The sequence below is a fragment of the Leisingera caerulea DSM 24564 genome (assembly GCF_000473325.1).
Lineage (GTDB): Bacteria > Pseudomonadota > Alphaproteobacteria > Rhodobacterales > Rhodobacteraceae > Leisingera > Leisingera caerulea.
Genome location: NZ_KI421513.1, coordinates 3,063,637 through 3,088,073 on the forward strand (window position 1 = coordinate 3,063,637; position 24,437 = coordinate 3,088,073).

At 64.4% G+C, this 24,437-nt stretch carries 18 protein-coding genes; 5 read left to right on the forward strand and 13 right to left on the reverse strand.

What is annotated here, in order from left to right; all coding sequences use genetic code 11:
* Positions 1-88 precede the first annotated feature (88 nt).
* The gene (locus CAER_RS0122210; RefSeq protein ID WP_027237428.1) at positions 89-2,323 is read left to right on the forward strand and encodes a Hint domain-containing protein; all 2,235 of its coding nucleotides are present in this window, start codon (positions 89-91) and stop codon (positions 2,321-2,323) included.
* A 96-nt stretch (positions 2,324-2,419) separates the two neighbouring features.
* On the opposite strand, the gene CAER_RS0122215 is transcribed toward CAER_RS0122210, so the two are convergent.
* The 7 genes from CAER_RS0122215 to CAER_RS30235 form a co-directional block, all read right to left on the reverse strand.
* On the reverse strand, positions 2,420-3,001 hold the full coding sequence (locus CAER_RS0122215; protein WP_027237429.1) for a nucleotidyltransferase family protein: 582 nt from the start codon (positions 2,999-3,001) through the stop codon (positions 2,420-2,422).
* Between the two features lie 252 nt (positions 3,002-3,253).
* Complete coding sequence (locus CAER_RS0122220; protein ID WP_027237430.1) at positions 3,254-5,671, reverse strand: GcvT family protein; 2,418 nt, start codon at positions 5,669-5,671, stop codon at positions 3,254-3,256.
* Positions 5,672-5,779: 108 nt separating this feature from the next.
* Positions 5,780-7,414, reverse strand: coding sequence for an MFS transporter (locus tag CAER_RS0122225; RefSeq protein WP_027237431.1), 1,635 nt, complete (start codon positions 7,412-7,414; stop codon positions 5,780-5,782).
* A 37-nt stretch (positions 7,415-7,451) separates the two neighbouring features.
* Entirely contained in the window at positions 7,452-8,762 is a 1,311-nt protein-coding gene (locus CAER_RS0122230; protein ID WP_027237432.1) for an HlyC/CorC family transporter, read from the reverse strand.
* 74 nt (positions 8,763-8,836) lie between these two features.
* Complete coding sequence (locus tag CAER_RS0122235) at positions 8,837-9,778, reverse strand: site-specific tyrosine recombinase XerD (protein WP_027237433.1); 942 nt, start codon at positions 9,776-9,778, stop codon at positions 8,837-8,839.
* 1 nt (position 9,779) lies between these two features.
* A complete protein-coding gene (locus CAER_RS0122240; protein WP_027237434.1) occupies positions 9,780-11,297 on the reverse strand; it encodes a hypothetical protein in 1,518 nt (505 codons plus the stop codon).
* A complete protein-coding gene (locus CAER_RS30235; protein WP_167332331.1) occupies positions 11,287-11,436 on the reverse strand; it encodes a hypothetical protein in 150 nt (49 codons plus the stop codon). The genes CAER_RS0122240 and CAER_RS30235 overlap by 11 nt, the downstream gene beginning before the upstream one ends.
* Positions 11,437-11,517: 81 nt before the next feature.
* On the opposite strand from CAER_RS30235, the gene CAER_RS0122250 reads away from it, so the two are divergent.
* Both CAER_RS0122250 and aroB read left to right on the forward strand, forming a co-directional pair.
* Positions 11,518-12,108: a shikimate kinase gene (locus tag CAER_RS0122250; RefSeq protein ID WP_027237435.1), complete on the forward strand. Its 591-nt coding sequence runs from the start codon at positions 11,518-11,520 to the stop codon at positions 12,106-12,108.
* Entirely contained in the window at positions 12,108-13,214 is a 1,107-nt protein-coding gene (gene aroB / locus CAER_RS0122255) for a 3-dehydroquinate synthase (protein ID WP_027237436.1), read from the forward strand. The genes CAER_RS0122250 and aroB overlap by 1 nt, the downstream gene beginning before the upstream one ends.
* Positions 13,215-13,307: 93 nt before the next feature.
* Here the strand turns inward: aroB and CAER_RS28360 are convergent, their stop codons facing one another.
* On the reverse strand, positions 13,308-15,509 hold the full coding sequence (locus tag CAER_RS28360; RefSeq protein WP_051357839.1) for a methyl-accepting chemotaxis protein: 2,202 nt from the start codon (positions 15,507-15,509) through the stop codon (positions 13,308-13,310).
* Between the two features lie 388 nt (positions 15,510-15,897).
* A complete protein-coding gene (ssb, locus tag CAER_RS0122265) occupies positions 15,898-16,419 on the reverse strand; it encodes a single-stranded DNA-binding protein (protein WP_027237437.1) in 522 nt (173 codons plus the stop codon).
* A gap of 232 nt (positions 16,420-16,651) precedes the next feature.
* On the opposite strand from ssb, the gene CAER_RS0122270 reads away from it, so the two are divergent.
* Both CAER_RS0122270 and CAER_RS0122275 read left to right on the forward strand, forming a co-directional pair.
* Positions 16,652-17,236, forward strand: a complete 585-nt coding sequence (locus CAER_RS0122270; RefSeq protein WP_027237438.1) for a lytic transglycosylase domain-containing protein — start codon at positions 16,652-16,654, stop codon at positions 17,234-17,236.
* Positions 17,237-17,391: 155 nt separating this feature from the next.
* Complete coding sequence (locus CAER_RS0122275; RefSeq protein WP_027237439.1) at positions 17,392-17,766, forward strand: hypothetical protein; 375 nt, start codon at positions 17,392-17,394, stop codon at positions 17,764-17,766.
* Positions 17,767-18,154: 388 nt separating this feature from the next.
* On the opposite strand, the gene CAER_RS0122280 is transcribed toward CAER_RS0122275, so the two are convergent.
* From CAER_RS0122280 to CAER_RS0122295, 4 genes are all read right to left on the reverse strand, one after another.
* Positions 18,155-20,245, reverse strand: a complete 2,091-nt coding sequence (locus tag CAER_RS0122280; protein WP_027237440.1) for a dipeptide ABC transporter ATP-binding protein — start codon at positions 20,243-20,245, stop codon at positions 18,155-18,157.
* Positions 20,246-20,346: 101 nt separating this feature from the next.
* Positions 20,347-21,561 carry an ABC transporter permease gene (locus CAER_RS0122285; RefSeq protein ID WP_027237441.1) on the reverse strand — a complete coding sequence of 405 codons (1,215 nt, stop codon included), beginning with the start codon at positions 21,559-21,561 and terminating at the stop codon, positions 20,347-20,349.
* Between the two features lie 15 nt (positions 21,562-21,576).
* On the reverse strand, positions 21,577-22,629 hold the full coding sequence (locus CAER_RS0122290) for an ABC transporter permease (RefSeq protein WP_027237442.1): 1,053 nt from the start codon (positions 22,627-22,629) through the stop codon (positions 21,577-21,579).
* A gap of 122 nt (positions 22,630-22,751) precedes the next feature.
* Positions 22,752-24,416, reverse strand: coding sequence for an ABC transporter substrate-binding protein (locus CAER_RS0122295; protein WP_027237443.1), 1,665 nt, complete (start codon positions 24,414-24,416; stop codon positions 22,752-22,754).
* Positions 24,417-24,437 lie beyond the last annotated feature (21 nt).

Genomic DNA, 24,437 nt, shown 5'->3' on the forward strand with positions numbered 1-24,437 from the left:
GTGGGCTGGTGTTTTGACTGCGGCAGACCGCATGGCTGTCCGGCGGGCCCGGCAGTTGGGTTTTCACCCGACCGGTGAGGAGAGGGTAATGACAAAGAACGACGAGCAGCCGAACCCGGCACGGGACGGGATTGTCGAGGGCACTTCGGGCGATGACCTGATTGATGCCGCCTACACCGGCGATCCGGACGGTGACATGGTGGACAACGCCGACGCCACCGGCCCGGCGGCAGGGTCGGATGATGATGTCATTCTGGGCGGCGCGGGTGATGACAGCATCTATGCCGACGCAGGTGATGACACCGTCGAGGGCGGCAGCGGCGGCGACCTGATCCTGGGCGACGGTGTGTCCGGCGCCACTGCGGCAGTTACCATTACAATCGACCGCACCACCGCGGGCATCGCAAACCAGCTTTTCGCCTATACCATCGACCCGGAGACCGGTGAGATCAGCAACGTGGTGGTGCTGACCGAAAACGCCAACGAGAGCGTTGGCGGCAGCTTCACCTACGACGCCCCCGAAGGCGCCATTGTCGGGGTTGGCATCTCCAACGCCAAGGGCACGTATTACTCCTCCGGATATGGCGGCAATGCCGGTTTGAATTCCGATGGGCTGGTCCACACTCATGGCTTTGGCCAGAACCCGGACGGCTCCGTGCAGATCGGCTTTGAGGATCTGCCCGGCCTTGGAGACCGGGACTTCGACGACGTCCTGCTGACCGTCGAACTGGGCACCTCGGGCACGAGCTTTGATAACACCCATTTCGATTACTCATCGGATCCGCTGGGCCCGGTGGTGCCGGGCGACGACCTGCTGACCGGCGGCGAGGGCGATGACACTATCCTTGGCGGCGGCGGAAACGACACCATTGACGGCGGCGACGGTTCGGACTCGGTGGACGGCGGCACCGGCGACGATGTCATCGACACCTCCAGGGACAGCGGTGTGCCGCTGCCGGACCGCGGTTTCCCGGGCTACACCGGCACCGACCCGGACATCCCCTTCATCCCCGCGGATCCGGACCCGGCGGACGATATGGACACGGTGCTGGGCGGTGCCGGAAACGATACCATCTCGACAGGGGACGATGCCGACCTGATCGACGGCGGCAGCGGCATGGATGTGATCGACGGCGGTATCGACGACGACACCATCGACGGCGGCGCGGGTGATGACTTTCTGGCCGGCAATGAAGGCTCCGATATCCTTTACGGGCGCGGCGGCGATGACACCATCTTTGGCGGCCTGGACCCGGCGTTCCCCGACGGGCTGAACATCACCGATGACGGCAGCGACGGCCGCCCGGCTGACCCGGACCCCGCCAACGGGATGGACACCATCCACGGCGGCGCCGGCAACGACCTGATCTTTGGCCAGGATGATGACGATTATATCACCGGCGGGTCGGGCGATGACACAATTGACGCCGGCATCGACGACGACGTGGTCAGGGGCGGGGCTGGCAACGATCTGATCACCGGCGGTCACGGGGCGGACACCCTGTCGGGTGGCGGGGGCCGCGACACCTTTCTGGGCGGCACTGCCGGTGACGTCGTGAACGGCGGCTCGGGCGGCGATGATTTCGATACCTTGGATCTGCGCGGCTCCGGCCCGTTTGAGCTGACTGGCGTGACCGAGGATGCGGATGGCAACAGCATCTCGGGCACTGTCAATTTCCTGGACGGCGACGGCGCTGTGACCGGCTCGATGACCTTCGGAGAGATCGAGCAGATCATTCCTTGCTTCACGCCGGGCACGCTGATCGCCACCCCGCTGGGCGAGCGCCGGGTCGAGGATCTGAAGGCCGGCGACCGGGTGATCACCCGCGACAACGGCATCCAGGAAATCCGCTGGATCGCGGCGCGCACGCTGGAAGGCCGGGACCTGGCCGGCGCTTCGCATCTGCAGCCGGTGCTGATCCGCAGGGGCGCCCTGGGCAACGGACTGCCGGAGCGCGACATGATGGTCAGCCCCAACCACCGGGTGCTGGTCGCCAACGACAAGACCGCGCTGTATTTCGAGGACCGCGAGGTTCTGGTGGCGGCCAAGCATCTGACCGGCTTGCGCGGTGTCGACCGGGTGGAGGTGTCCAAGGTCACCTATATTCACTTCATGTTCGATCAGCATGAAGTGGTGCTGTCTGATGGCGCCTGGACCGAGAGCTTCCAGCCCGGCGACCAGTCCCTGCGCGGCCTGGACAATGCACAGCGCAACGAACTGTTCGAGCTGTTCCCGGAGCTGAAATCGCTAAAAGGCCGCGAGGGTTATACCGCGGCGCGCCGGTCCTTGCGTAAACACGAGGCGCATCTGCTTGTGCACTGAAAGGTGCAGCTGCCGCTTTGGGGGAAGCGGTGGATAAGAGCGTAGCGCAGGAAGGCAGGGCCTTGTGCCCTGCCTTCTCTGCATTAGCGGCGCGGGTCAGCGGCGGCGGCGCCAGTCGGCCCAGTCTTCAGGTGTGTCCAGGTCGGTCAGCGCGTGGCGGCCAGGCAGGGAAACAGGCTGGACCGTTTCGGCTTTCAGGATGCTGCGGGCGCCCTGGTCGCCGCGCAGGGATTTCAGGGCCGCAAAGCAGCGCCGCGGGAACAGCACCGGGTGGCCTGGTGTGCCGTCCTGTGCCGTGGCGCGCAGGATAGGGCTGTCTGGTCCGCGGTAATGCGCGGCGAGGTGCAGTATGTACTGCGCCGTGATCTCCGGCATGTCGGCGGGCAGAATCATCACCGCCTCCGTCTCAGCAGGCAGCGCCGCGGTGCCGCGGCGGATGGAGGCGGCCATGCCCTCCGCTGCGTCAGGCACCGGTACCTGGGTTGCATCGCCTGTTGCGTCCGCCCGCGGATGGGACAGGCTGGGCAGGGTGACAAAGACCGGCAGCCCGGTCAGCGCGGCGCGGCGGCACATCAGGGACAGCAGGGGCTGGCCCTCCACCTCCTCCATCAGCTTGTCGCGGCCCTGCATCCGGGACGACGCGCCGGCGGCGAGCAGGAGAATGGCGATGGCGGTCATGACTGTTCAAACCTCGGCGCTGTGCCGGGCTGATGGGTGCCTCCGGCGGGGATATTTTTAGCCAGATGAAGAGACGGATCCAGTGATAGTCGCACAGGTCAGCAGGGTTGACCAAATGTTTCGCGCGCGAAACATTCGGGTGCGGCCGCTGACCTATGTGTTGCGCGGGTTTCGCGGCGTCAGCGTGCGCTGCCTTGGCAACAGCGCGGAGTCAGGTCAGGCGGGCTGACCTGACTCCGGTGCTTTTGGGCCTCAGCCGCGCATCCGGGCGCCGTCGGCGTCGAACAGCGGCTGGGTGATCAGCCGGGCCTTGTACATCTTGCCGAGGATTTCGATTTCCACTTCCAGGCCTTCAACGGCTTTCCCCGTGGGGACAAACCCCAGCGCGATGGATTTCTGCGCGTGGTGCGAGTAGCCGCCGGATGTGCAGAAGCCCACGACCGCCCCGTCCAGCCAGATTGGCTCATAGGCCACCACATCAGCGTCGTCCGCTTCGACCTCAAAGGCGCAGAGCTGGCGGGCGGGACCTGCCTCACGCTCCGCTTCGGCGGCGGCGCGGCCGATGAAGTCCGCTTCCTTCTTGAAGGAAATGAAGCGGTCCAGCCCGGTTTCCGCGGCGGTGTAGTCTGGCGAGAACTCGCGCAGCCAGGAGCCGAAGAACTTGTCGAGGCGCAGCGACATCATCGCCCGCATGCCGAAAGGTTTCATGCCCGTCGGCTGACCTGCATTCCACAGCGCATCCCAGAGGGCGCGCTGGCTGGGCAGATCGCAGTAGATCTCATAACCCAGATCGCCAGTGTAGCTGACGCGCTGCACGATGCAGTCGGCCATGCCCACGGTCAGGCGGCGCACGTCCATGAAGCGCATGTCCGAGATGTCCTGACGGGTGCAGGCCTGCAGCACCTCGCGCGCCTTGGGGCCTGCGATCTGAAAGCCGTTGCGGGTGTCAGAGATATTCTCAAGGCTGACGCCATCGTCCAGGTTCTGCAGGAACCAGCGCATGTGATAGGCTTGTGAGCCGTAGGAGGCGGTGAGCTGGAATTCTTCCTCCGACAGGCAGGAAATGGTGAAATCACCGATCAGGCGGCCCTTGGGCGACAGCATCGGGGTCAGCGACAGGCGGCCCGGCTGCGGCACCCGGCCCGCCATGATGCGGTCGAGCCAGGCGCGGGCGCCGGCGCCCTTGACCAGGTACTTGCCGAAGTTGTGGACCTCGTTGATGCCGACGTTTTCGCGCACCGCCTTGACCTCGCGCGCGGTGGCCTCAAAAGCGTTGGAGCGGCGGAAGGAGGGGGTTTCATAGCGCGGCTCGTCCCCTTCGGCGAAGTAGTTCGGGACCTCCATGCCGTACTGCGCGCCCCAGACGGCGCCCATGCCATCAAAGATGTCGTACATCGGGGTGGTGCGGAACGGGCGGGCGGCAGGCAGCTCCTCGTTCGGGTAGGCGATGGAGAAGCGTTTCTGATAGTTTTCAATGACTTTCGGCCGAGTGTAGCCCGGGGTGATCCAGTCTCCGAAGCGGGCGCAGTCCATCGCAAAGGTGTCGCGCTCGCACTCGCCCTCGACCATCCACTGGGCCAGCATCAGGCCGACGCCGCCGCCCTGACTGAACCCGGCCATGACGGCACAGGCGGACCAGTAGTTGCGCATGCCGGGCACCGGTCCGACCAGCGGGTTGCCGTCCGGGGCAAAGGTGAAGGGGCCGTGGATCACCGATTTTACGCCTGCGGCCTCCAGTGCCGGGAAGCGGTTGTAGGCGAAGGCGATGGAATCCTCGATCTTGTCAAAGTCATCGGGCAGCAGCTCGTGGCCGAAGTCCCAGGGAGTGCCGTCGACCGCCCAAGGTTTGCAAGGCTGTTCATAGAAACCGATGCAGAGGCCGCGGCCCTCTTGCCGGAGGTAGCTTTCGCCGGCCGGGTCCATCACATGCGGGTGTTCGCCGCCGCCGTCGATGATTTCGGCGATCATCGGCACCTCGTCGGTGACGATATACTGGTGCTCCATCGGGTGGAGGGGGAAGTAGACGCCGGCCATCGCGCCGACCTCGCGCGCCCACAGGCCGCCGGCGTTGACGACGTGCTCGGCGTGGATGGTGCCCTTGCTGGTGACCACATCCCAGGTGCCGTCCGGGCGCTGGTTGGTCTCGATCACCTTGCAGTGGGTCTCAATCGTGGCGCCGCCCATGCGTGCCGCCTTGGCATAGGCGTGGGTGGTGCCGGAAGGGTCGAGGTGGCCGTCCAGCGGATCGTAAAGCCCGCCGATGATGCCGTCTACGTTGGTGACGGGGGCGATCTTCTTGATTTCTTCGGGGGAGACGATTTCGGTCTCCAGCCCCATGAAGCGGTGCTTGGCGCGTTCGGCCTTCAGCATGTCGAAGCGTTCCTGGGTCTCGGCCAGGGTGACGCCGCCGACGTGGTGCAACCCGCAGGACATGCCGGTGATCTCTTCCAGCTCTTTATACAGCTTGATGGTGTAGCCCTGCAGCGCGGCCATGTTTGTGTCGCCATTGAGGGTGTGGAACCCGCCCGCGGCGTGCCAGGTGGAGCCGCTGGTCAGCTCCGAGCGTTCGATCAGCATGACGTCGGACCAGCCGAGCTTGGTCAGGTGGTAGAGGACAGAGCAGCCGACGACGCCGCCGCCGATCACTGCCACGCGGGTGGTGGTTTTCATTCGGGCCTCCCTGAATAGGCGTTTCCTGCATTCTGTACAGAAGTGAACAGTAGTCCAGAAGAAAAACGGCACGGCGTGCCGCTAACGGACCGCCGGAGGCTGACGGGGTTATTCAGAGGTGCGGAAACGGCTGTTCTGGATGAGGAAAATGGCGGTCAGCGGTGCGGCCAGGAGGATCACGCCAACCGTGATCAGGAGCATCCCCAGCTGGGAATAATCCGCAGGGGTGGTGATGCTGCCAGCCGAATCTGTGACTTCGCGCGTCACCACAAAGATCTCGTTCAGGTATTTGGTGCCCAAGCTGGAGGCCGAGAGCGCCAGGTTGGTGAAGGAGGCCATGACCGCAAAGAAGGTCGCCTTGAGCCCTGAGGGCGCGTTGCGGGCGATCCAGGCGAGCATCGGGATCATCGCGACCTGGCCCAGCGGCGATTCCACTGCGGTATCGACGATGGCGATAAAGCGGGCATCGACCACGCCGCCGGTCATCGCGGCGGTCCAGTGGTGAACACCATAGTAAAGCGCGATGTTGGGCAGGCTGAGGACAGCCTCGGTGATCGCCAGGAAGGCGACAATCCAGGCAATCGGGCGGCTGGCCATCATCGGGCGGAAGATCAGCATGCCCGCCAGCGTCAGCAGCGAGGTGATGAGGGACAGGACCGACAGGAACTGCTGGTCGAACCCCAGCACGTCGATTTCAAACCAGGTGGCGCCGGGGCCGCGCAGGGGCGTGGCGCGGTAGACAAAGATGATGATGGCAGTGCCGATCAGGGTGCGGGCCTGATTTGCGGGCAGCACCGCAACCAGCTGGCGCATCAGGAACAGCACGATGGCCATGGAACCGGCAAAGACGATTTCCTGCGAGTAGGGCACATCGCTCAGACCCACGGCCAGCGACAGCGCGACAAAGGCGCCGCCGCCGATGAAGTACCAGTGGTTCGGGGCGACCGGCTCACGCGGGAGGTCAATGCGGCTGCGGATATCGGCCTCCGCCACGCCCGCGCGTCGCAGCCGGTTGGCCTTGCGCCACTTTTGCCAGATCGCCAGCGCCACACCGGAGAGCGAAATCACCGGGATCAGCAGGGCGAGAGTGAAGACAAAGCCGTAAAGCGCGCCCTTTTCCGGTTGCGGCAGCGCGTCGGCGCCGTCGAACAGCGCGACGTTCAGGGCCGCGGCGGCACTGGAGCCGCCGATCAGCGCGATGCGGCCGAAGGTTTGCATGGTGGTGTGCAGGGATTTGGTCTCAGCCTCGGGCAGGGGATTGCCGCGGGCGTCGGTGTGGGGCACCGCCTCCACCGACATGGCGTCCGCCACCACGTCCTGCAGCACAAAACCGCAAGGCGCCAGCAGCGCGGCAGTGACGTACCAGGCGCTGACGGGCATCACCGCATCCATCAGCGCCGGTTCCAGCACGATGGCAGCCAGGATGCCGTAGCTGCCGGCCATCAGCCCGGCCCCCACTAGTATCAGCAGGTATTTCCAGCGCCAGATCAGGTCAACCAGATGTCCCAGCGGCATCTTCAGCGCCCAGGGCAGCCCGACCCAGAATGCCAGCCCGGCCAGAAAGGCGGCGGACAAGTCCAGGTATTCCTTGACAAAAAACGAGGCGGCGACGGTGGTGATGCCCTGCGCGCCATAGGCGAAATAGATCAGCAGCGGCGGCAGGAAAGACCAGCGGAGCTGGCGGAACAAGTCCAGCACAACCCTGTCAAAGCCATCCCAGGCCAGCGCAGCCGCGCGTGTCACGGCTGCACCTGCCGGCTGTCAGGACACTTGGCGGGCCTCATGACAGGGGCCGGATCCTGAGGCCGGTCACCCGGTTGCCTTCCCGTTCGGTGACCTCAAAACGGAACCCGTGGAACGAGAACACCTGGCCCTTGGTGGGGATCATCTGCGCCTCGTGGATCACCAGGCCGGCAATCGTGTTGGCCTCGTCGTCCGGCAGGTTCCATTCGGTGGCCCGGTTCACGTCGCGGATGGTGGCGGCGCCGTCGACCAGATAGGAGCCCTCGGGCGTTTTCTTGACGATGATTTCCTCGTCAGGGTCGAATTCGTCGGTGATTTCGCCGACGATCTCTTCCAGGATATCCTCCAGCGTGATCAGGCCCTGCAGGGCGCCGTATTCATCCACCACCAGCGCAAAATGCGAGTGCATCCGCAGGAACTGCCGCATCTGCTCGTCCAGGGTTGTGGTTTCGGGCACGAAATACGGGGCCTTGGCGACCTCGGTGATGTCGAAGGCTTTCAGCCGTTCGGAATCGCCTTCGGCGCCGCCGGCTTGGGTGTACATGGTCCGGAACAGATCCTTGGCGTGGACCACGCCGATGATGTTTTCCTGCTCGCCGCGGAACACCGGCAGGCGGGTGTGCTGGCTTTGCAGGCACTGTTCCAGAATGGTTTCGGGCTCTGCGTCCGCGTCGATCATCTCGATGTTGGAGCGGTGCAGCATGATTTCCTCGACAAAGCGGTCGGACAGGTCCAGCGCGCCCAGGATGCGGTCGCGGTCCTCTTTTTCGACCACGCCTTCGGAATGGCCCAGGTGCAGGGCGCCGGCAATCTCCTCGCGCACCGCCATGATGTGGCTGTCCGGGTCGATGCGGACGCCAAAGACACGCAGCACGCCGCGCACGAAAAGCCGCACCGCGCCCACCACCGGCGACAGAACCTTGACGATGAGACCGATCGGCGCCGAGACGGCGGAGGCGGCCTTTTCGGCGTTGGAAATGGCGTAGGTCTTGGGCAAAACCTCGGCAAAGATCAGCACCAGCAGGGTCATCACCAGCGTGGCCATCGCAACGCCGCCTTCGCCGAAGATACGGGTGAAAAGCGCGGTGGCGAGCGAAGCCGCGAGGATGTTGACGACGTTGTTGCCCAGCAGGACCGAGCCGATCAGCCGTTCGTTGTCTTCGGTGATCTGGAGCGCGCGTCTGGCCCCCGCCGAGCCCTTGTCGGCCTGGCTGCGCAGCTTACCGCGAGAGGCGGCCGTCAGCGCGGTCTCGGAGCCGGAGAAAAAGCCGGAGCACACAAGCAGCAGTGCAATCGAGCCGGCAGTGATCCAGAAGTCGCTGTCAAAAACAGGTGTGGCGGGGTCCATTTGGAGTCCGTTGTTGAGAATGTCTGCACAGTTATGGGGTCTTAGGGCCTGCGCTTCAAGTTCTGCAGGCGCCGTCAGCCGTCCTTGGCCAGCGGGTGATGCTCCAGCACCAGTTCCTGCAGCCGGGCGTCCAGCACGTGGGTGTAGATCTCGGTGGTGGCAATGTCGGCATGCCCCAGCAATGCCTGGATGGCGCGCAGGTCGGCGCCATTGGCCAGCAAGTGGGTGGCAAACGCATGGCGCAGGGTGTGGGGTGTGACCTTGTCCGGTGAAACGCCTCCGGTCACCGCCAGTTCCTTGATCAGCAGATAGAATCTGTGCCGGGTCAGGTGGCCGGATCTGCCGCGCGAGGGGAACAGGAACCGGGAGGCCGGAGTGCCCTTCTGCTCGCGCTCGTCCTCCGCCGCGTCGCGGACCAGCAGCCAGGCCGCCAGCGCTTCGCGCGCGGGCGGCGACAGCGGCACCATGCGCTCCTTGCCGCCTTTGCCGAGAATCAAGAGCATCCTGGGATCGCCGCGGGCGGCGGAGACCGGCAGCGAGACCAGCTCCGTCACCCGCATTCCGGTGGCATAGAGAAGTTCCATAAGGCAGGTGTTGCGCAGCCGGTCGGCCTCGCTGCGGCCGGTCTTGCGGGCGGCCTCCAGCAGGCGGTCGACCTCGATCACCTCCAGCGTTTTCGGCAGCCGTTTCTCGCGGCCCGGACCGCGGATCTGAATTGCCGGGTTGTCCTCGCGCCAGCCTTCCTCGAACGCAAACCGGTAGATCTGCTTGACCGCCGACAGCCGCCGCGCCCGGGTGGAGCGGGCCAGTCCTTGCGCGTCGCAGTTGATCAGGTAGGCCTCGATATCATCCTGGGAAGCGGTATGAAAATCCAGAGAGCGGTGCTCCAGCCAGGCAGTCAGGTCCTTGAGATCGCGGCCATAGGCCAGCAATGTGTTCTGCGAGGCGCCGGTCTCTGCCGCCTGGGCGTCGAGAAAGGTGGAAATCCATTGAAAGTTCGCGGCGGGGGCAGCCATGTCACTGCCGCTCCAGCAGCATCAGCTGCAGGGAGGCCCGCCGGGCGGTGTCCTCCAGCCCGACGGCGCGGAAGGCGGCCAGAGCGGCGGTCAGATCGCCCAGATTGCCGTCGGCGCCCTGAGCAAACAGCACCATGCTGCGCAGGATCGCCTCGCCCAGCTGGCCGTTGTCCAGCAGCTGCCGGATCCGGGCGGGAACGGGCCGTTCCGGTTCGAACCCCAGCGCGATGGCTTCCGCCAGCGGCGACGGGGCCGGGGCATCGCCGGGACGTCCCTGGGCAAGCCCTGCCAGGAACTGCTCCTCGGCGCCGGCGGCAGGGGCGGCGTGCGCGGCGAGCTCATAGAGCGGTGACAGCAAGCGGATGCGCCAGGCCAATGCCTTTTCCGGGCCGTTCAGGTCTGCCCGGGCAAGCGGCTCGGCAAAAAGATCGGCGAAAACGGTTTCGGTGCCTGCCTGCTGCATCGCCGCCCAGGCGCGGGGCAGGGAGGCAGCGAGTGCGTCAGCACTGCCCGAGTTCAGGTCATGCTCAAGCTGCTGCACGGCAGCAACCCGGTCCCAAATGCCGCCTGAGGCGGCCGGTTTGCGGTCGCTGAACAAGCCAAGGTACTGGTTGGGGTTGAGCGCACCGCCGCGCGCCAGCCGCTCAGCTGCCTCCAGCTGGGCTTTCCAGCCGGCAATGTCGCGCAGGTCCGCCGCGGCAAAGGCCGGCGGCAGCGGCGCCGTGGGCATCGGTTCGCCAATGGTTTCAAACAGGCGGAAGGTCAGCGGATCCGGATCCGCCGGATGGGGCAGCGGCGGTGCCATCTCAAACAGGTCGGGGTTGAGGAACCGGTCCAGCAGGTCCATCCGCTCCTTGGGCAGCAGCTCCAGCGCGTGGGCGGTTTCCAGCATCAGCGCTGCGGTCGGCCAGTCGCTGCGCCGCGCTGCGCAGAAGATCCTGGCGCCATAGCTGTCCGACAGGTGCGGGGCCGCGGCGAGCGCTTCGCAGGAAGCATCCTCGCTGCCGGTCAGCAGGGTGGTATCGAACCAGCGGGCAAAGCGCTCTTTGCTGCTGATGGGGCCTGCGTGTTCCGCCAGCGCCTGCGACGGGTCGGCGGCCCCCAAGGCCAGCAGCCGGTCGAGCCGGGCCAGCAGGATCCGGTCCTTGGAGTTGGCGGGCGGGCGGCTTTCCGACAGCAGCAGGGTGAACAGCAGCGCCTGCATCGCCGGGCTGCCGCGCACGGGCACGGTTTCGATCAGTCGGGCGATATCCTCCGCACTGCTGCCGCGCCACATGTCGGGCGGCAGCCCGGTTGCGGCTGCGGGCACCAGACCCACAGGCGGCTGAAGCGTCTCCAGCGGGGTGACAGCCACGGGCGGCACGGCGGCGGTGCCGGTAACCGGCGGCTCCAGCAGCACGGTGCCGGGCAGGCCGCTGCGCGGCGGCGGCCGGTTCAGCCAGTCGATCGCTGCCAGGGGCTCATTGGCGAGGGCGCTGCCTGCCATCATGACCCCTGCGGCAGCTGCCTTAATCCGCATTCAGGACCACCGGCTTGCGCACTTCGGTGCTGGGCGCGCGGAAATCGGCGCCGAACCACGGCCCCACATAGGCATAGCCCACCAGCCCGATCCCGGCGAGAACTACCAAATAGACCAGATACTTAATCAAACGCCCCATATCGTGTCCAATGCCTGTTTCCTGCTCTTTTGCCCAAGTTATATATTCCCTTTTCCGCAAGATCACGTCATTCACTGAAGAATGAGCGAAAAAGAGCAAATCAGCGGCCAGAAGGCAGCAGGCCCGGTGCCTGGGAAGTTGAAGAAAACCATCGTGATGGTGGGGATGATGGGGGCTGGCAAAACCGCTGTGGGGCGGGCGCTGGCGGCTCGACTGGATGTGCCCTTTCTGGACAGCGACCACGAGATCGAGGCCGCAGCCAATATGACCATCCCGGAAATTTTCGCCCGCGACGGTGAGCCGTTTTTCCGCCAGAAGGAGCGGCAGGTGATTGCCCGCCTGCTGGAGGAGGAGCGCGGTATTCTGTCGACCGGCGGCGGGGCGTTTCTGGCGCAGGAAAACCGCGAGGTGATCACCGCCAAAGGGGTCTCTGTCTGGCTGGACGCGGGCCTGGATGTTCTGTGGAACCGGGTCCGCCACCGCGACACCCGGCCGCTGCTGCGCACAGCCGATCCCTATGCGACGCTTAGGGGCCTGTACGAGCAGCGGGTGCCGCTTTATGCGAAGGCCGACCTGACCGTCGCCTCCGATGGCCAGGCCGCGATTGAAACCATGGTTGACCGTGTGCTGGACGCGTTGAAGGCACGCCCCGATGTACTGGAGTGGAAATGATGGAACGCACGGTTCACGTGCCGCTGGGTGAGCGCGCCTATGACGTGGTGATCGGCCCCGGGCTGCTGGCGCAGGCGGGCGAGCGGATCAAGCCGCTGCTGAAACGCCCGCAGGTGGCAGTGCTGACCGACGAGACCGTGGCGGAGGAGCATCTGGACGCCTTGCGCGCCGGGCTGGCGGCTGCCGGGGTGGAAATGACCGCTCTGGCACTGCCGCCGGGCGAGGCAACCAAGGGCTGGCCGCAGTTCACCCGGTCGGTGGAGTGGCTGTTGGAGCAGAAGGTGGAGCGCGGCGACGTGGTCATCGCCTTTGGCGGCGGGGTGATCGGCGACCTGGCGGGGTTTGCCGCCGCCGTGCTGCGCCGTGGGGTGCGGTTCGTGCAGATCCCGACCTCTCTCTTGGCGCAGGTCGACAGCTCTGTCGGTGGCAAGACCGGCATCAACGCGCCGCAGGGGAAAAACCTGATCGGCGCCTTCCATCAGCCCTCGCTGGTGCTGGCCGATACCTCGGTGCTGGAAACGCTGCAGCCGCGCGATTTCCTGTCCGGCTATGGCGAAGTGGTGAAATACGGGCTGCTGGGCGATGCGGCGTTTTTTGCCTGGCTTGAGGAAAACGGCCCCGCCCTGGCCGCCGGCGATGTGGCCGCGCGGGTCGAGGCGGTGGCGCGCTCGGTGCAGATGAAGGCGGATATCGTCGTGCGCGACGAGACCGAGCAGGGCGACCGGGCGCTGCTGAACCTGGGCCACACCTTTTGCCATGCGCTGGAAGCGGCGACCGGATATTCGGACCGGCTGCTGCATGGCGAGGGGGTTGCGATCGGTTGCGCGCTGGCGTTTGAGCTGTCGGCGAAACTGGGCCTGTGCTCCCAGGAGGATCCGAGCCGGGTGCGGGCGCATCTGAAGGCGATGGGCATGAAGACCGATCTGGCGGACATCCCGGGTGAACTGCCCGGGGCGGAGGCGCTGCTGGAGCTGATGGGGCAGGACAAAAAGGTTGTTGCCGGCCAGCTGCGGTTCATTCTGGCGCGCGGCATCGGCGAGGCCTTTGTGACCGGCGATGTGCCGCCGGAGCAGGTCCTGTCAGTGCTGCGCAGCGCCGGGGCCTGACTGGCAGGATGGACCGGCTGAGACCGGAAACGCAAAAAAGGGCAGCCGCAACGGCTGCCCTTTTTAGCTGAGTGCCCGCGGCGGCGGCCGGTCTCAGGCCGCAGCGCTGCCTGTGTCATAGCCGGGCTGATCGGCGTCGAAGTCGACTGTCATGTGCGGCTCGCCCCCGTTAACCGGGCCGGAGAGCGCTGGCAGAGAGCCGGAGGCCTGAGGAACGGTGAACTGCGTGACCAGCTCCCGCAGCTCCTGCGCTTGCTCAGACAGGGAGGTGGTGGCGGCGGTGGTCTGCTCGGCCATGGCGGCGTTTTGCTGCGCCATCACTTCCAGCTCGCCCACGGCGGTGTTCACATCGCCCATTTGCACCGACTGTTCCTTGATATTTCCGGCGATTTCAACGACCAGCGTGGAAATCTCTCCCACCTGCTCATTCACGTTGGACATCGCCTGGCCGGCCTGATCGACCAGAGTGGCGCCGTTTTTGACCTGCTCGGAACTGCGGGCGGTCAGCTCGTCGATCTGCTGCACCGCATCGGCACAGCGCTGCGCCAGCATCCGCACTTCGCTGGCGACCACCGCAAAGCCGCGGCCCGCTTCGCCGGCCCGGGCGGCCTCCACGCCGGCATTCAGCGCCAGCAGGTTGGTCTGGAAGGCGATATCCTGAATCACCTTGGTGATCTGCGAGATCTCCTGCGAGGATTCCTGGAGCTTGTCCATCGCAACAATGGTGTTCTTCACCACCTGGTCACAGGAGGCGACGCCGGTCTGGGCGCTGTCGGCCAGCCGTTCCGCACGGCCTGCATTCTCCGCCGACTGCTGAACATTGGAAGTCAGTTCGCGCATTGCATGGGTGGTTTTCTCCAGCGTTGCCGATTCCGCTTCGGTGCGGTGCGCCAGATCCATCGAAGCTTCCGCAATCGACCGGGTGCTTTCATCGACGCTGCTGGTCAGCTCACCAATGGAGGAGACCGCCTCGCTCAGCGCTTTCAGGGAGTCGTTGAAATCCATCCGGATCGACTTGAACTCGACGGGGAAAAACTCCGTGATAGGGTTGTCCAGCCGCTTGTTCTGCAGATCCATCAGGGCAGCGCCGATGCGGCGGGCGACTGACAGGATTTCCTCGCGGCGCTCTTGCTCGGCCCGGGTTTCCTCTTCTTGCTTCTGCTGGGTAACGGAGCGCAGCTCGACGACATTGCGAGCGACCGCGCCGATCTCGTCCCGGCGGCTGGCACCGGTAACTTCGGCATTGGCGTCACCGCTGGCGAGCTGTTTCAGCGCCTTGTTCAGGATCGACAGACCGCTGGTCATGTCGCGCGCAATCACCAGGCTCAGGATCAGGACACCGGCCAGGAGAACCGCCGTGAAGATGGCCATCTCAGTCAGCAGCAGTTTGTTCTGCGCATCGAAAGCGGCCATGTCCTCTTCGAGGTGCTGTATGAGGAGCGACTCCTTGCCGCGCAGGACTTTCAGCATATCTGTGGCGGCTGCAAACCATGAGTCGGCGGTAAAGCCCGAGAGATCCCCGCCGCTCAGGATGGCTTGCCGGATGTCCTCAAACTTCTTCATTTCAGGTGTGGACTTCAGGCTGGCAACGGCGTTGCGGTCCTCCACTGTTGCAAAGTCAAGAAAGCGGTCCAGGCGTTCCTTGAAGCGTTCATGCGTTGCGACGAAAACCTGAAAATCGGTTGGCGTCCAGCCATTGGCAAATCCCACCGCTCCGGCCGCGCGCTCCAGCCCGGCCGCGTCCTTGGCCCGCAGGAACATTGACAGGGCGACAGCTTCCTGGGAGATCCGGGGGTTGTCGATTTGCTGGGCGACAGAAAGCCCGGTCTGGATCAGCGCCGTGTTCAGATCAGTGTAATACTCAACTGCAGCGCGCACCGGCATCGCGCGGCTGGCGATCTGCTGGCGGACTTCCTTTTTCCGGCCCAGTTCAGTTTGCGCGACGCGGAATGACTGCAAGGCTTCGGTGCTGAGGCCATCGCGGTCAACCTGCTCCAGCTTGGAAAGAAAACCGGCCATTGCAGCGTCATTTGTCTGCCGGATCTTCACAAGCGCCTCCGGCATCACAGACGACTCGCCGCCCAGGTAAGCGGCGCTCATCCCGCGTTCGACCTGCAGCGAGTGCACCAGGCTGCTGGTCCCTTCGAGAAGCTCCCCGGCGAGGGCTGTGTTGATCTGTGCCCGTTCATACAGCTCTATCAGCTTATTGCCTATGAACCACAGGCTGAGAAGCAGCGGCGCCGCCAGCAGCATGGTGATCTTCACCTTAATCGAGAGATGCTGCAGAAATCGCATACCCATAATCTGAACCCTTGTTGAACATTTATCGCATCAGTTGCATCCACAATGCGGAATGTGTCTTAATATTCGGCTACCCTGAAGGAAGGGGCTGACTGTGCAGCAAGGCCGCCTTCATATGCGAGTGGAAGCCGTTAGCAGAGGGCAGGTGGGGGTCGGGTAAACTGTTGAAATTGATTGGATAAATTAGCGCGCTTGACCGGTTCCAGGCGCAAGCACGGGGTGCGGTGCGAAAGGGTGCCGGCCCGGTTTTCCCGAGGGAAAGGCCGCTGCGCGAGCCGTTAAATCTTCGAAAAAGCACGGCGGAATTTGAAAAGCCCCCGCGGCACGGGGCCTGGGGGCTTTCCGGAACATTTTCTGCGGCAGCCGGGCCGCAGCCGCTGGTTCAGAACGGGATTTCGTCGTCGTCGATATTATGCGAGGCACCGCCGCCGTACCCGCCGCCGCTGCCGCCGCCTTGGGAACCGCTGTCATAGCCGCCGCCGTACCCGCCGCCGCCCTGGCTGCCGCCGCCATAGCCGCCGCCGCTCTGGCCGCCGCCGCCGCCGCCCTCGCCGCGGCCGTCAAGCATGGTCAGGGTGGAGCCGAAGCCCTGCAGCACCACCTCAGTGGAATAGCGGTCCTGACCGCTTTGATCCTGCCATTTGCGGGTCTGCAGCTGGCCTTCGACGTAAACCTTGGAACCTTTGCGCAGATACTGTTCGCAAACCCGGACCAGGCCTTCGCTGAAGACCGCCACGGAATGCCATTCAGTCTTTTCGCGGCGCTCGCCGGTGTTGCGGTCCTTCCAGGTTTCCGACGTGGCGATGCGCAGGTTGCAGACCTTGCCGCCGTTCTGAAAACTGCGCACCTCGGGGTCGCGGCCCAGGTTGCCGATGAGCATGACTTTGTTGAGTGAGCCGGCCATAGGGATCCGTCCTTTAGTTTCTGTTCGTCTTGTCCAGCAGCGGCAGGGCTCGAATCCGGCCCCGCTGCGTTCCGGCGACAGTATAGCCCCATGACTGGCGTGAAAAGCAGGCATCTGTGGATGCTTTCCGGGGCACGCGCGCGGGATTTGCGGCGGTTCACGCCCGTGTTGCTTTAATTTTGTTTCGCATTGGGTATATTGCCCGCAGTGGGACAGTATCAGGACAGCGGAAATGCGCAAAGCCGTTGCGGGGTTGGTGATTGCGGTCATGGGAGCGGGGCAGCCCGCCGCGGCCGATGTACTCAGCACGAAAAGCAGGCGGGACCTGTTTGCCGCCCATACCAGGGTGCTGGATGGCCGCGCAGCGGCGCAGTACAAGAACTCGGTCCGGCTGCAGCCGAAGACTTATGGGATCCCCTCCGCCGCGGGGACGCTGCCTTATAACGGCAAGTACCGCGGGCAGTATCTGGAAATGGCGCGCGAGTCCGCCCGCCAGCATGGCGTGCCCGAAGACCTGTTTCTGCGCCTGGTCCAGCAGGAGAGCAACTGGAATCCGAATGCCAAGTCGCATAAGGGCGCGCTGGGGCTGGCGCAGCTGATGCCTGCCACGGCGCGGGCGTTGGGGGTCAACCCGGCGGTGCCCAAGCAGAACCTGGATGGCGGCGCGCGCTACCTGGCGCGGCAGTTTCGCAAGTTCGGCTCCTGGCGGCTGGCGCTGGCGGCCTATAATGCCGGGCCGGAAGCGGTGGTGAAACACGGCGGCGTGCCGCCGTATAAAGAAACCCAGAACTATGTGAAGAAGATCTGGGGCAGCTAGAGCGCCTGCGCGGCCGGACCGGATGTGCCGGAATAATCTGCCCGCTCGGGTTAATCTGTGGATAACTTTTATTAATGCCCCGTTAACTCCAACGGGACGTCATGCATTTGCCTTAATTTTTCGTGAATCTGGCGGCAAGTTCAGGGGGAAATGCATTGTATATCAACAGCTTCGAAGACCGGATCGACCGCATTGACTGGCAGCCGAGCGCCGTGCCGACGCGTAAGGTGATTGACAGCATGCTGGGCAGCCGGCAGCCGCGGCAGCCGCGCAGCGCGGTCCTGAGCCTTGCCGGTGCGCTGACCGGGCTTGTGATCGGCGTCGGTCTCAAAGGCATGGTGCTGCCGGGCTCGCCCTGGGGGCCGGGCACCGGGCTGGCCGGCGCGGCAGGCGGCAGCCTGGCGCTGGCCGGGCTGGCGGTCTCTGTCCCTGCAGCCCTGTTTGCCGCGGCCAAGGGAAAGCGGGCGCCGCGGCTGATGCAATTTGCCTCGATGAACCTGCTGATGATTATGATGGTTCTCTGGAGCTGACTGTGACCGCCCTCGTGGGAGTGGGGGAGCGTTGCGGAGCCCCATGCGCCGCCGCTGAACCGCGAGGCTGCCCGGTCAGGGCGGCGCGGAACCGTGCAAACAGCCTCGCGGATGCAGGTGCGCGACGGCATCAATACCGCGGGCTTGGGGCAAATGGCGGCGTTATGAAGACCTGCAGGAACCACTCAAGGAGGCCCTGAGCGGAAAGGTTTGGATCGGCTAGTGGCAGCAATGGGACCGGAGCGCTGCCAGAACCGGCAGGCTGGAACCGGACGCCGCCTGAACGCCGCCCTTCCGGGCATAGGGTTTCCCCCTGCCAGAACGGGAAGCGCCGCCGCCTGAGCTCAGGCGGCGGCGCGGTTCTTGTCCCGGCACATGCGGCCGGAGCTTATTCCGCGGCGACCTTGATCACCGGAGTCATCCGCTCAAGCACCTCGTCGCTGAGGTGGCATTTGACCTGATGCCCGCCGCCCAGCTGGCGCACCGGCGGCACGTCGCGCTCGCACAATCCGCCCGGCACTTCGGACTTCCAGCGGCAGCGGGTCTGGAACGGGCAGCCCGGGGGCGGGTTCATCGCCGAAGGGATGTCGCCCTCCAGCACGATGTGCTCCTTCTCGACCGAGGTATCGGCAATCGGCACCGCCGACAGCAAGGCTTCGGTATAGGGATGGTAGGGCGGCGAAAACACCTGGTCGGTGGTGCCCAGCTCCACCACATGGCCGAGATACATCACCATCACCCGGTCCGACAGATAGCGCACGATCGACAGGTCGTGGGAGATGAACAGCAGCGTGGTCTTTTCCTTGCGCTGGATCTCCATCAGGAGGTCGGTGACAGCGGCCTGCACTGACACATCCAGCGCCGAGACGGGCTCGTCGGCCACCACGATGCGGGCGCCGCCGGCAAAGGCGCGGGCGATGCCGACGCGCTGTTTCTGGCCGCCGGAGAGCTGCCGCGGCATCCGGTCGGCAAAGGCGCGCGGCAGTTTCACCAGGTCGAGCAGCTCCAGCATCTTTTTGCGCCGCTCCGCCTCGGAATTGCCGATGCCGAAGATCTCCAGCGCCCGCATGATCTGGCGGCCCACTGTCATCGACGGGTTCAGCGTGTCGAACGGGTTCTGGAACACCATCTGAACGTCGGACACTGTCTTGGTATCGCGCTCCTCGATCGGGATCTGCTCAATATTGCGGTTGTCGAGCAGGATCTGGCCCTCGGTTGCGGTTTCCAGCCCCATCAGCACCTTGGCAAAGGTGGATTTGCCGCAGCCGGATTCGCCGACGATGGCCAGGGTTTCGGATTCGCGCGCCTCAAAGCTCAGCGTCTCGTTGGCCTTCACCACCTTTTTCTCGCCGCCGCCGAACAGCGCATTTGCGGCCACCTCATAGTATTTCTTTAGGTTCTCCATCTTGAGAACGACATTGCCGGGCGCGGTCTTTTCCTTCTGATCGGCCAGGGTCAGCGGCGCGTTCCAGTCGATCTCTTCGAACCGCAGGCAGCGGGTCTCGTGGCGGTCATTGCCCTGCACCGGCCGCATCGGGATGATCTGGTCGGCATCGCAGCGGCCCTCTTCGAAATAGTCGCAGCGGGGGCCGAAGTTGCAGCCGGGCGGGCGCTCGTGGGGCAGGGGGAAGTTGCCCGGGATTGCCACCAGGGGGCGCGCGTTCTTGTCGGCGCCGGGCAGCGGGATCGAACGGAACAGCGCCTGGGTGTAGGGGTGCTGCATCTCGTCGAAAACGTCGTGGATCGAGCCGCGCTCCACCGCCTCGCCCGAATACATCACGCAGAGGCGGTCGCAGGTTTCCAGAACCAGGCCGAGGTTGTGGCTGATGAACAGCATTGACGTGCCGTATTTCTTGCCCAGGTCCTTGACCAGCTCGACCACCGCGGCCTCCACCGTCACGTCGAGCGCGGTGGTGGGCTCATCAAGGATCAGCAGAGAGGGTTTCGACATCAGCGCCATTGCGATCACGATGCGCTGCTGCTGGCCGCCCGACAGCTGGTGCGGGAAGGAGTTCAGCATCCGCTCCGGGTCCGGCAGGCGCACGTCGCTGACCACTTCCAGGGCGCGCTGATAGGCCTCCTTTTCACTGACGCCCTCGTGGATCATCGGCACTTCCATCAGCTGCTTGCCGATCTTCATCGCCGGGTTCAGCGAGGCCATCGGCTCCTGGTAGATCATTGCGATCTCATTGCCGCGGATGTCGCGCAGCTCTTCGGCGCTCATCTCGGCCAGGTCGCGGCCCTTGAACTTGATGGTGCCGCCGACAACGCGGCCGTTCTTGCCGAGGTCCTGCATCACCCCCAGCGCAACGGTGGATTTTCCGCAGCCGGATTCGCCGACCAGGCCCACGGCCTCGCCCGGCTGCACTGCCACGGAGAAGTCCATCACCGCCGGAATTTCGCGCAGGCGCGTGAAGAAGGAGATCGACAGCTTGTCGATTTCCAGGATCGGGCCTTCATAGTCTGCCATTTTGATCATTTTTTATCTCCCTGTTGAGGCTGGAAGGAACGGGATCCCTTTCATCTGGCCTCAAATATCCCGGGGGTCCGGGGGCTGGCCCCCGGTCCCGCCGGTTTGGATCAGTCTTTCAGGCTCTCTTCGCGCAGTCCGTCGGCCAGCAGGTTCAAGCCAAGAACCAGCGTCAGCAGCGCAAAGGCAGGCGGCAGGGCCGGGTGCAGGTAGATCGACAGCAGCTTGCGGCCGTCATTGATCGTGGAACCCCAGTCCGGGCTTTCCGGCGGCAGGCCAAGGCCGAAGAAACCCAGGGTGCCCAGCAGGATGGTAGTGTAGCCGATGCGCAGGCAGAAATCGACGATCAGCGGCCCGCGGGCGTTTGGCAGGATCTCCCACAGCATGATGTACCAGGGGCCCTCGCCGCGGGTCTGGGCGGCGGCCACATAGTCGCGGGTCTTGATGTCCAGGGTCAGGCCGCGGACGATGCGGAACACCGTGGGCGAATTGACAAAGACAACTGAGACGAACACCACGAGGATACCGCCGGGGATGTCGAAGAGGTCCATGGCCGGGGGAAGGCCCCAGATGGAATACTCCGGCGTGTTGATCAGGTAGCCGCCATTGGAGACCAGCTGCAGATAGAACCAGATGATGGTCCCGAGCACCACAGGCAGCAGCCAGTTGCGCAGCTTGGGGCGGGTGTAATAGCGCGAGTTCAGCAGCACCCCGACAAAGATGATCGGGAAGATAAACAGAACGATCGCCATGTAGTTCGGCACGCCGGTGTCCACGATTTCAGGTGTGACCAGCAGGTAGAACAGCAGGATCACCGGGAAGGCCAGGATCAGGTTCGCCGCAAAGGACAGGACCGTGTCCAGCTTGCCGCCGTAATAGCCCGCAGGCAGGCCCAGGGTGATCCCCACCATAAAGGCAAAGACCGCGGCCATCGGGGCGATCTTGATGACTTCCCAGGCGCCCTTCACCAGACGGCTGAAAACGTCGCGGGCCAGGTTGTCGCCGCCCAGCAGGTAGTACTCGTACTCGCCTTCTCCGGCGCCGCGCACCGGGGTGCCGGGCAGCTTGTTCTTCATGCCCGAGACCTGGGTCAGCGGATCATGGGTCACGATCATATCCATCGCGCCGTAGATGCCGGTGAACACCCAGAACATCACCAGCCCGAAGCCGATCATGCCGATGGGGCTGTCAAACAGCTTGCCGTACAGGCCGAGCCGCCGCTTGAAGCCGATTGAGAGTGCAAACAGGATCACCATCGAAATCCAGACCGGCGACAGCTGGTAGATGATCCGCAGGGCGATTTCAAAAAAACCAAGAGGTTCCATGCTCAGCTGCCTTCCTTAAGAGATCCGGATACGCGGGTTCAGGTACACATAGCCGATGTCGGAAATCAGCTGGGTGACCAGCACCACGACAACTGAGACCACGGAGACGGCCAGCAGCAGTTCGATGTCGTTGTTGCCTGCGGCTTCCACCAGCACCCAGCCGAAGCCCTTGTAGTTGAACAGGGTTTCGACGATTACCACGCCGTTCAGCAGCCACGGGAACTGCAGCATGATGACGGTGAAGGGGGCGATCAGCGCGTTGCGCAGCGCGTGCTTCAGAACGATGTTGTGGAAGCTCACGCCCTTGAGGCGGGCAGTGCGGATATATTGCGCGGTCATCACCTCGGTCATCGAGGCCCGGGTCATCCGGGCGATGTAGCCCATGCCGTAAAGCGCAATGGTCAGAACCGGCAGGAAGAAGTTTTCGAAGTTCGGATTGTCCATCGCCGACGTGGCGGTGCCCTTGAACCATTTCAGGCCGACGGTCGACGATGTGAAGACAGCGATGAAGATCACGCCGGAGACATATTCGGGCGTCGCCGTGGTCAGGATCGACGCGGTCGACAGGCTGCGGTCGGTCACCGAGCCTTCGCGCATCCCGGCCAGAACGCCGATGATCAGCGCCGAGGGCACCATCAGCACCAGCACCCAGAACATCAGCAGGCCGGTGTTGCCGAGACGTTCGGAGATGATGTCGGAGACTTCGTCCTTGAACCGTGTCGAGTAGCCCCAGTCGCCTTGCAGAATGCCGCAGAACGTCGGCGCTTCGGCGGCTTGTTCGGCACTGACGGTACCGGTGATGCAGCGGCCGGTGATGCCCTTCTCGGTCTCGTGGGTCCAGCCGGGCAGCACACCCAGCCACTGGCCGTATTTCGAGATCATCGGGCCGCCATAACCGTTTGCATCCAACCAGCTGGCCACAGCCTCATCCGACATCCGGAAGTTGCCCTGGGTTTTGGCGAGTTTCTCGAGGTTAGGGTAGAGGTTCGTCAGGAAAAACACGATGAACGTCAGGCACAGGGCCGTCAGCAGCATCACGCCCGAGCGTCGGAGAATGAAAAGTCCCATGGGGTCCCCTGTCAGTCTGGCGGATCGGACCCGGTTGCAGGCGCGGGTCTCTTATCGTCTTAGCTGGAGTGCACCGCCCCGGGCGGGGCGGTGCAGGAGGCCGGAGCGGCGCCGGGAGCCTTTTAGGCGGCCCAGCCCCACTTGTAGTGGTGATGCTCGAAGGCGATGTGCATGTCGGCACCGGCGACACCTTCGCGCAGGTGGCGGTACAGCGAGCGCCAGTAAGGCTGGATGGTGACGCCTTCTTCCTGGATCAGCGCTTCGCCCTTGGCGGCGATTTCGCGGCGCTTGTCAGCGTCGGCGATCGACAGGGCGTCAGCCAGCAGCGCGTCGAACTCGGGGTTGGACCAGCCAAACTCGTTCCAGGCCTCGCCCGACTTATAGGCCAGTGCCCAGATCTGGACACCCAGCGGGCGGTGGTTCCAGTTGGTGGAGCTGAACGGGTATTTCACCCAGTCATTCCAGAAGGTCGACCCCGGCAGAACGGTCCGCTTCACCTTGAAGCCCGCATCACGCAGCTGCGCCGCCACCGCGTCGGTGGTGTTGCGGCGCCAGTCGTCGTCGATGGACAGCAGCTCGTGCTCAAAGTCCATCATCCCGGCTTCTTCCATCAGCGCGCGGGCGGCTTCCGGATCCGCCTTCAGCGGCGGCAGTTCGGCATACTCCGGATGGATCGGGCCGACATGGTGGTTTTCGGCAGGCTCGCCGCGGCCGCCATAGCCCAGTTCCAGGCAGACTGCGTTGTCGACCGCCATCTGGATCGCCTTGCGGACGCGCTTGTCGGCATAGACCTTCTTGCCGTCGATCTCTGCCAGCTGGTTCGGGCGGATCACCAGGGTCGCCATGGTGACCACTTCGGATTTCTGGTAACCGAGGCCATCCAGAACGTCGATGAATTCACCCACGGATTCATGCAGCATGTCGACTTCGTCGGATTCCAGCGCCGCCATCCACGACGACGGGTCGGTGCCGAAGTCGATGTATTCGATGCGGTCCAGGGCTGGCTTGCCGAAGACGGACTCGCCCCACCATGCATGGTCGGCGTTGCGTTCCAGCGTCGCTTTCACGCCCACTTCCAGCTCGGTCAGAAGGTAAGGGCCGGTGCCCACATTGGCGAGGAAGTCGTCGGTCTGGTAACTGGAATGCACGATGGCCGCCGGATAGTCGGACATGCCGGCAATCAGCGAGATGTCGGAGGACGGCAGGTTCAGCTTCACGGTATGGCTGTCGACCACCTCAATGCCACCGTCCACGGCCTGGCCGGAGGCTTCGTCGATCAGGGTGCCGAAACGGCCGGCCATCGAGTTGCCTTCAACCGACTTGTCGCACCAGCCGGCGATGTTGCGGGCCACGTCCTCGGCGGTGAAGTCGTCGCCGTTGCTCCACTTGACGCCCTGGCGGACGTTCAACGTGTAAACGGTGGCGTCTTCGTTGATTTCCCAGCTTTCCAGCAGCATCGGGCTGAACGAGCCGTCGTTGTTGTACTCAACCAGGTATTCCAGGGTGCCGCGGGTCTGGTTGCCCATTTCCGACCAGTCATAGGTGCGCGGATCTTTCAGCGGGCGCACGCTCATCTGTACGCGCAGGGTGCCGCCTTCCTGCATGCCCTCGGCAGCTTTGGCCGGGGCGGCCATGCCAATCATGCCATAGGCAGCGGTTGCGGTGACGCCCAGGGCGGTGGCGCGGGTCAGGAACTCGCGGCGGTCGAGCTTGCCTTCGAGCACTTCCTTGGCGTGCATCTTGGCGGCCCAGTGCACCGGTGCTCCGGTCATGGTGTCGTTGGTCATTTAGGTCTCCCTGTTGTAGCG

What these genes read in the sequence shown, in the direction of transcription:
- CAER_RS0122210 (WP_027237428.1), top strand. Translation starts at nt 89, where the DNA reads ATGACAAAGAACGACGAGCAGCCGAACCCGGCACGGGACGGGATTGTC.
- CAER_RS0122215 (WP_027237429.1), bottom strand. Translation starts at nt 3,001, where the DNA reads ATGACCGCCATCGCCATTCTCCTGCTCGCCGCCGGCGCGTCGTCCCGG.
- CAER_RS0122220 (WP_027237430.1), bottom strand. Translation starts at nt 5,671, where the DNA reads ATGAAAACCACCACCCGCGTGGCAGTGATCGGCGGCGGCGTCGTCGGC.
- CAER_RS0122230 (WP_027237432.1), bottom strand. Translation starts at nt 8,762, where the DNA reads ATGGACCCCGCCACACCTGTTTTTGACAGCGACTTCTGGATCACTGCC.
- CAER_RS0122235 (WP_027237433.1), bottom strand. Translation starts at nt 9,778, where the DNA reads ATGGCTGCCCCCGCCGCGAACTTTCAATGGATTTCCACCTTTCTCGAC.
- CAER_RS0122240 (WP_027237434.1), bottom strand. Translation starts at nt 11,297, where the DNA reads ATGCGGATTAAGGCAGCTGCCGCAGGGGTCATGATGGCAGGCAGCGCC.
- CAER_RS30235 (WP_167332331.1), bottom strand. Translation starts at nt 11,436, where the DNA reads ATGGGGCGTTTGATTAAGTATCTGGTCTATTTGGTAGTTCTCGCCGGG.
- CAER_RS0122250 (WP_027237435.1), top strand. Translation starts at nt 11,518, where the DNA reads ATGAGCGAAAAAGAGCAAATCAGCGGCCAGAAGGCAGCAGGCCCGGTG.
- aroB (WP_027237436.1), top strand. Translation starts at nt 12,108, where the DNA reads ATGGAACGCACGGTTCACGTGCCGCTGGGTGAGCGCGCCTATGACGTG.
- CAER_RS28360 (WP_051357839.1), bottom strand. Translation starts at nt 15,509, where the DNA reads ATGCGATTTCTGCAGCATCTCTCGATTAAGGTGAAGATCACCATGCTG.
- ssb (WP_027237437.1), bottom strand. Translation starts at nt 16,419, where the DNA reads ATGGCCGGCTCACTCAACAAAGTCATGCTCATCGGCAACCTGGGCCGC.
- CAER_RS0122270 (WP_027237438.1), top strand. Translation starts at nt 16,652, where the DNA reads ATGCGCAAAGCCGTTGCGGGGTTGGTGATTGCGGTCATGGGAGCGGGG.
- CAER_RS0122280 (WP_027237440.1), bottom strand. Translation starts at nt 20,245, where the DNA reads ATGATCAAAATGGCAGACTATGAAGGCCCGATCCTGGAAATCGACAAG.
- CAER_RS0122285 (WP_027237441.1), bottom strand. Translation starts at nt 21,561, where the DNA reads ATGGAACCTCTTGGTTTTTTTGAAATCGCCCTGCGGATCATCTACCAG.
- CAER_RS0122290 (WP_027237442.1), bottom strand. Translation starts at nt 22,629, where the DNA reads ATGGGACTTTTCATTCTCCGACGCTCGGGCGTGATGCTGCTGACGGCC.
- CAER_RS0122295 (WP_027237443.1), bottom strand. Translation starts at nt 24,416, where the DNA reads ATGACCAACGACACCATGACCGGAGCACCGGTGCACTGGGCCGCCAAG.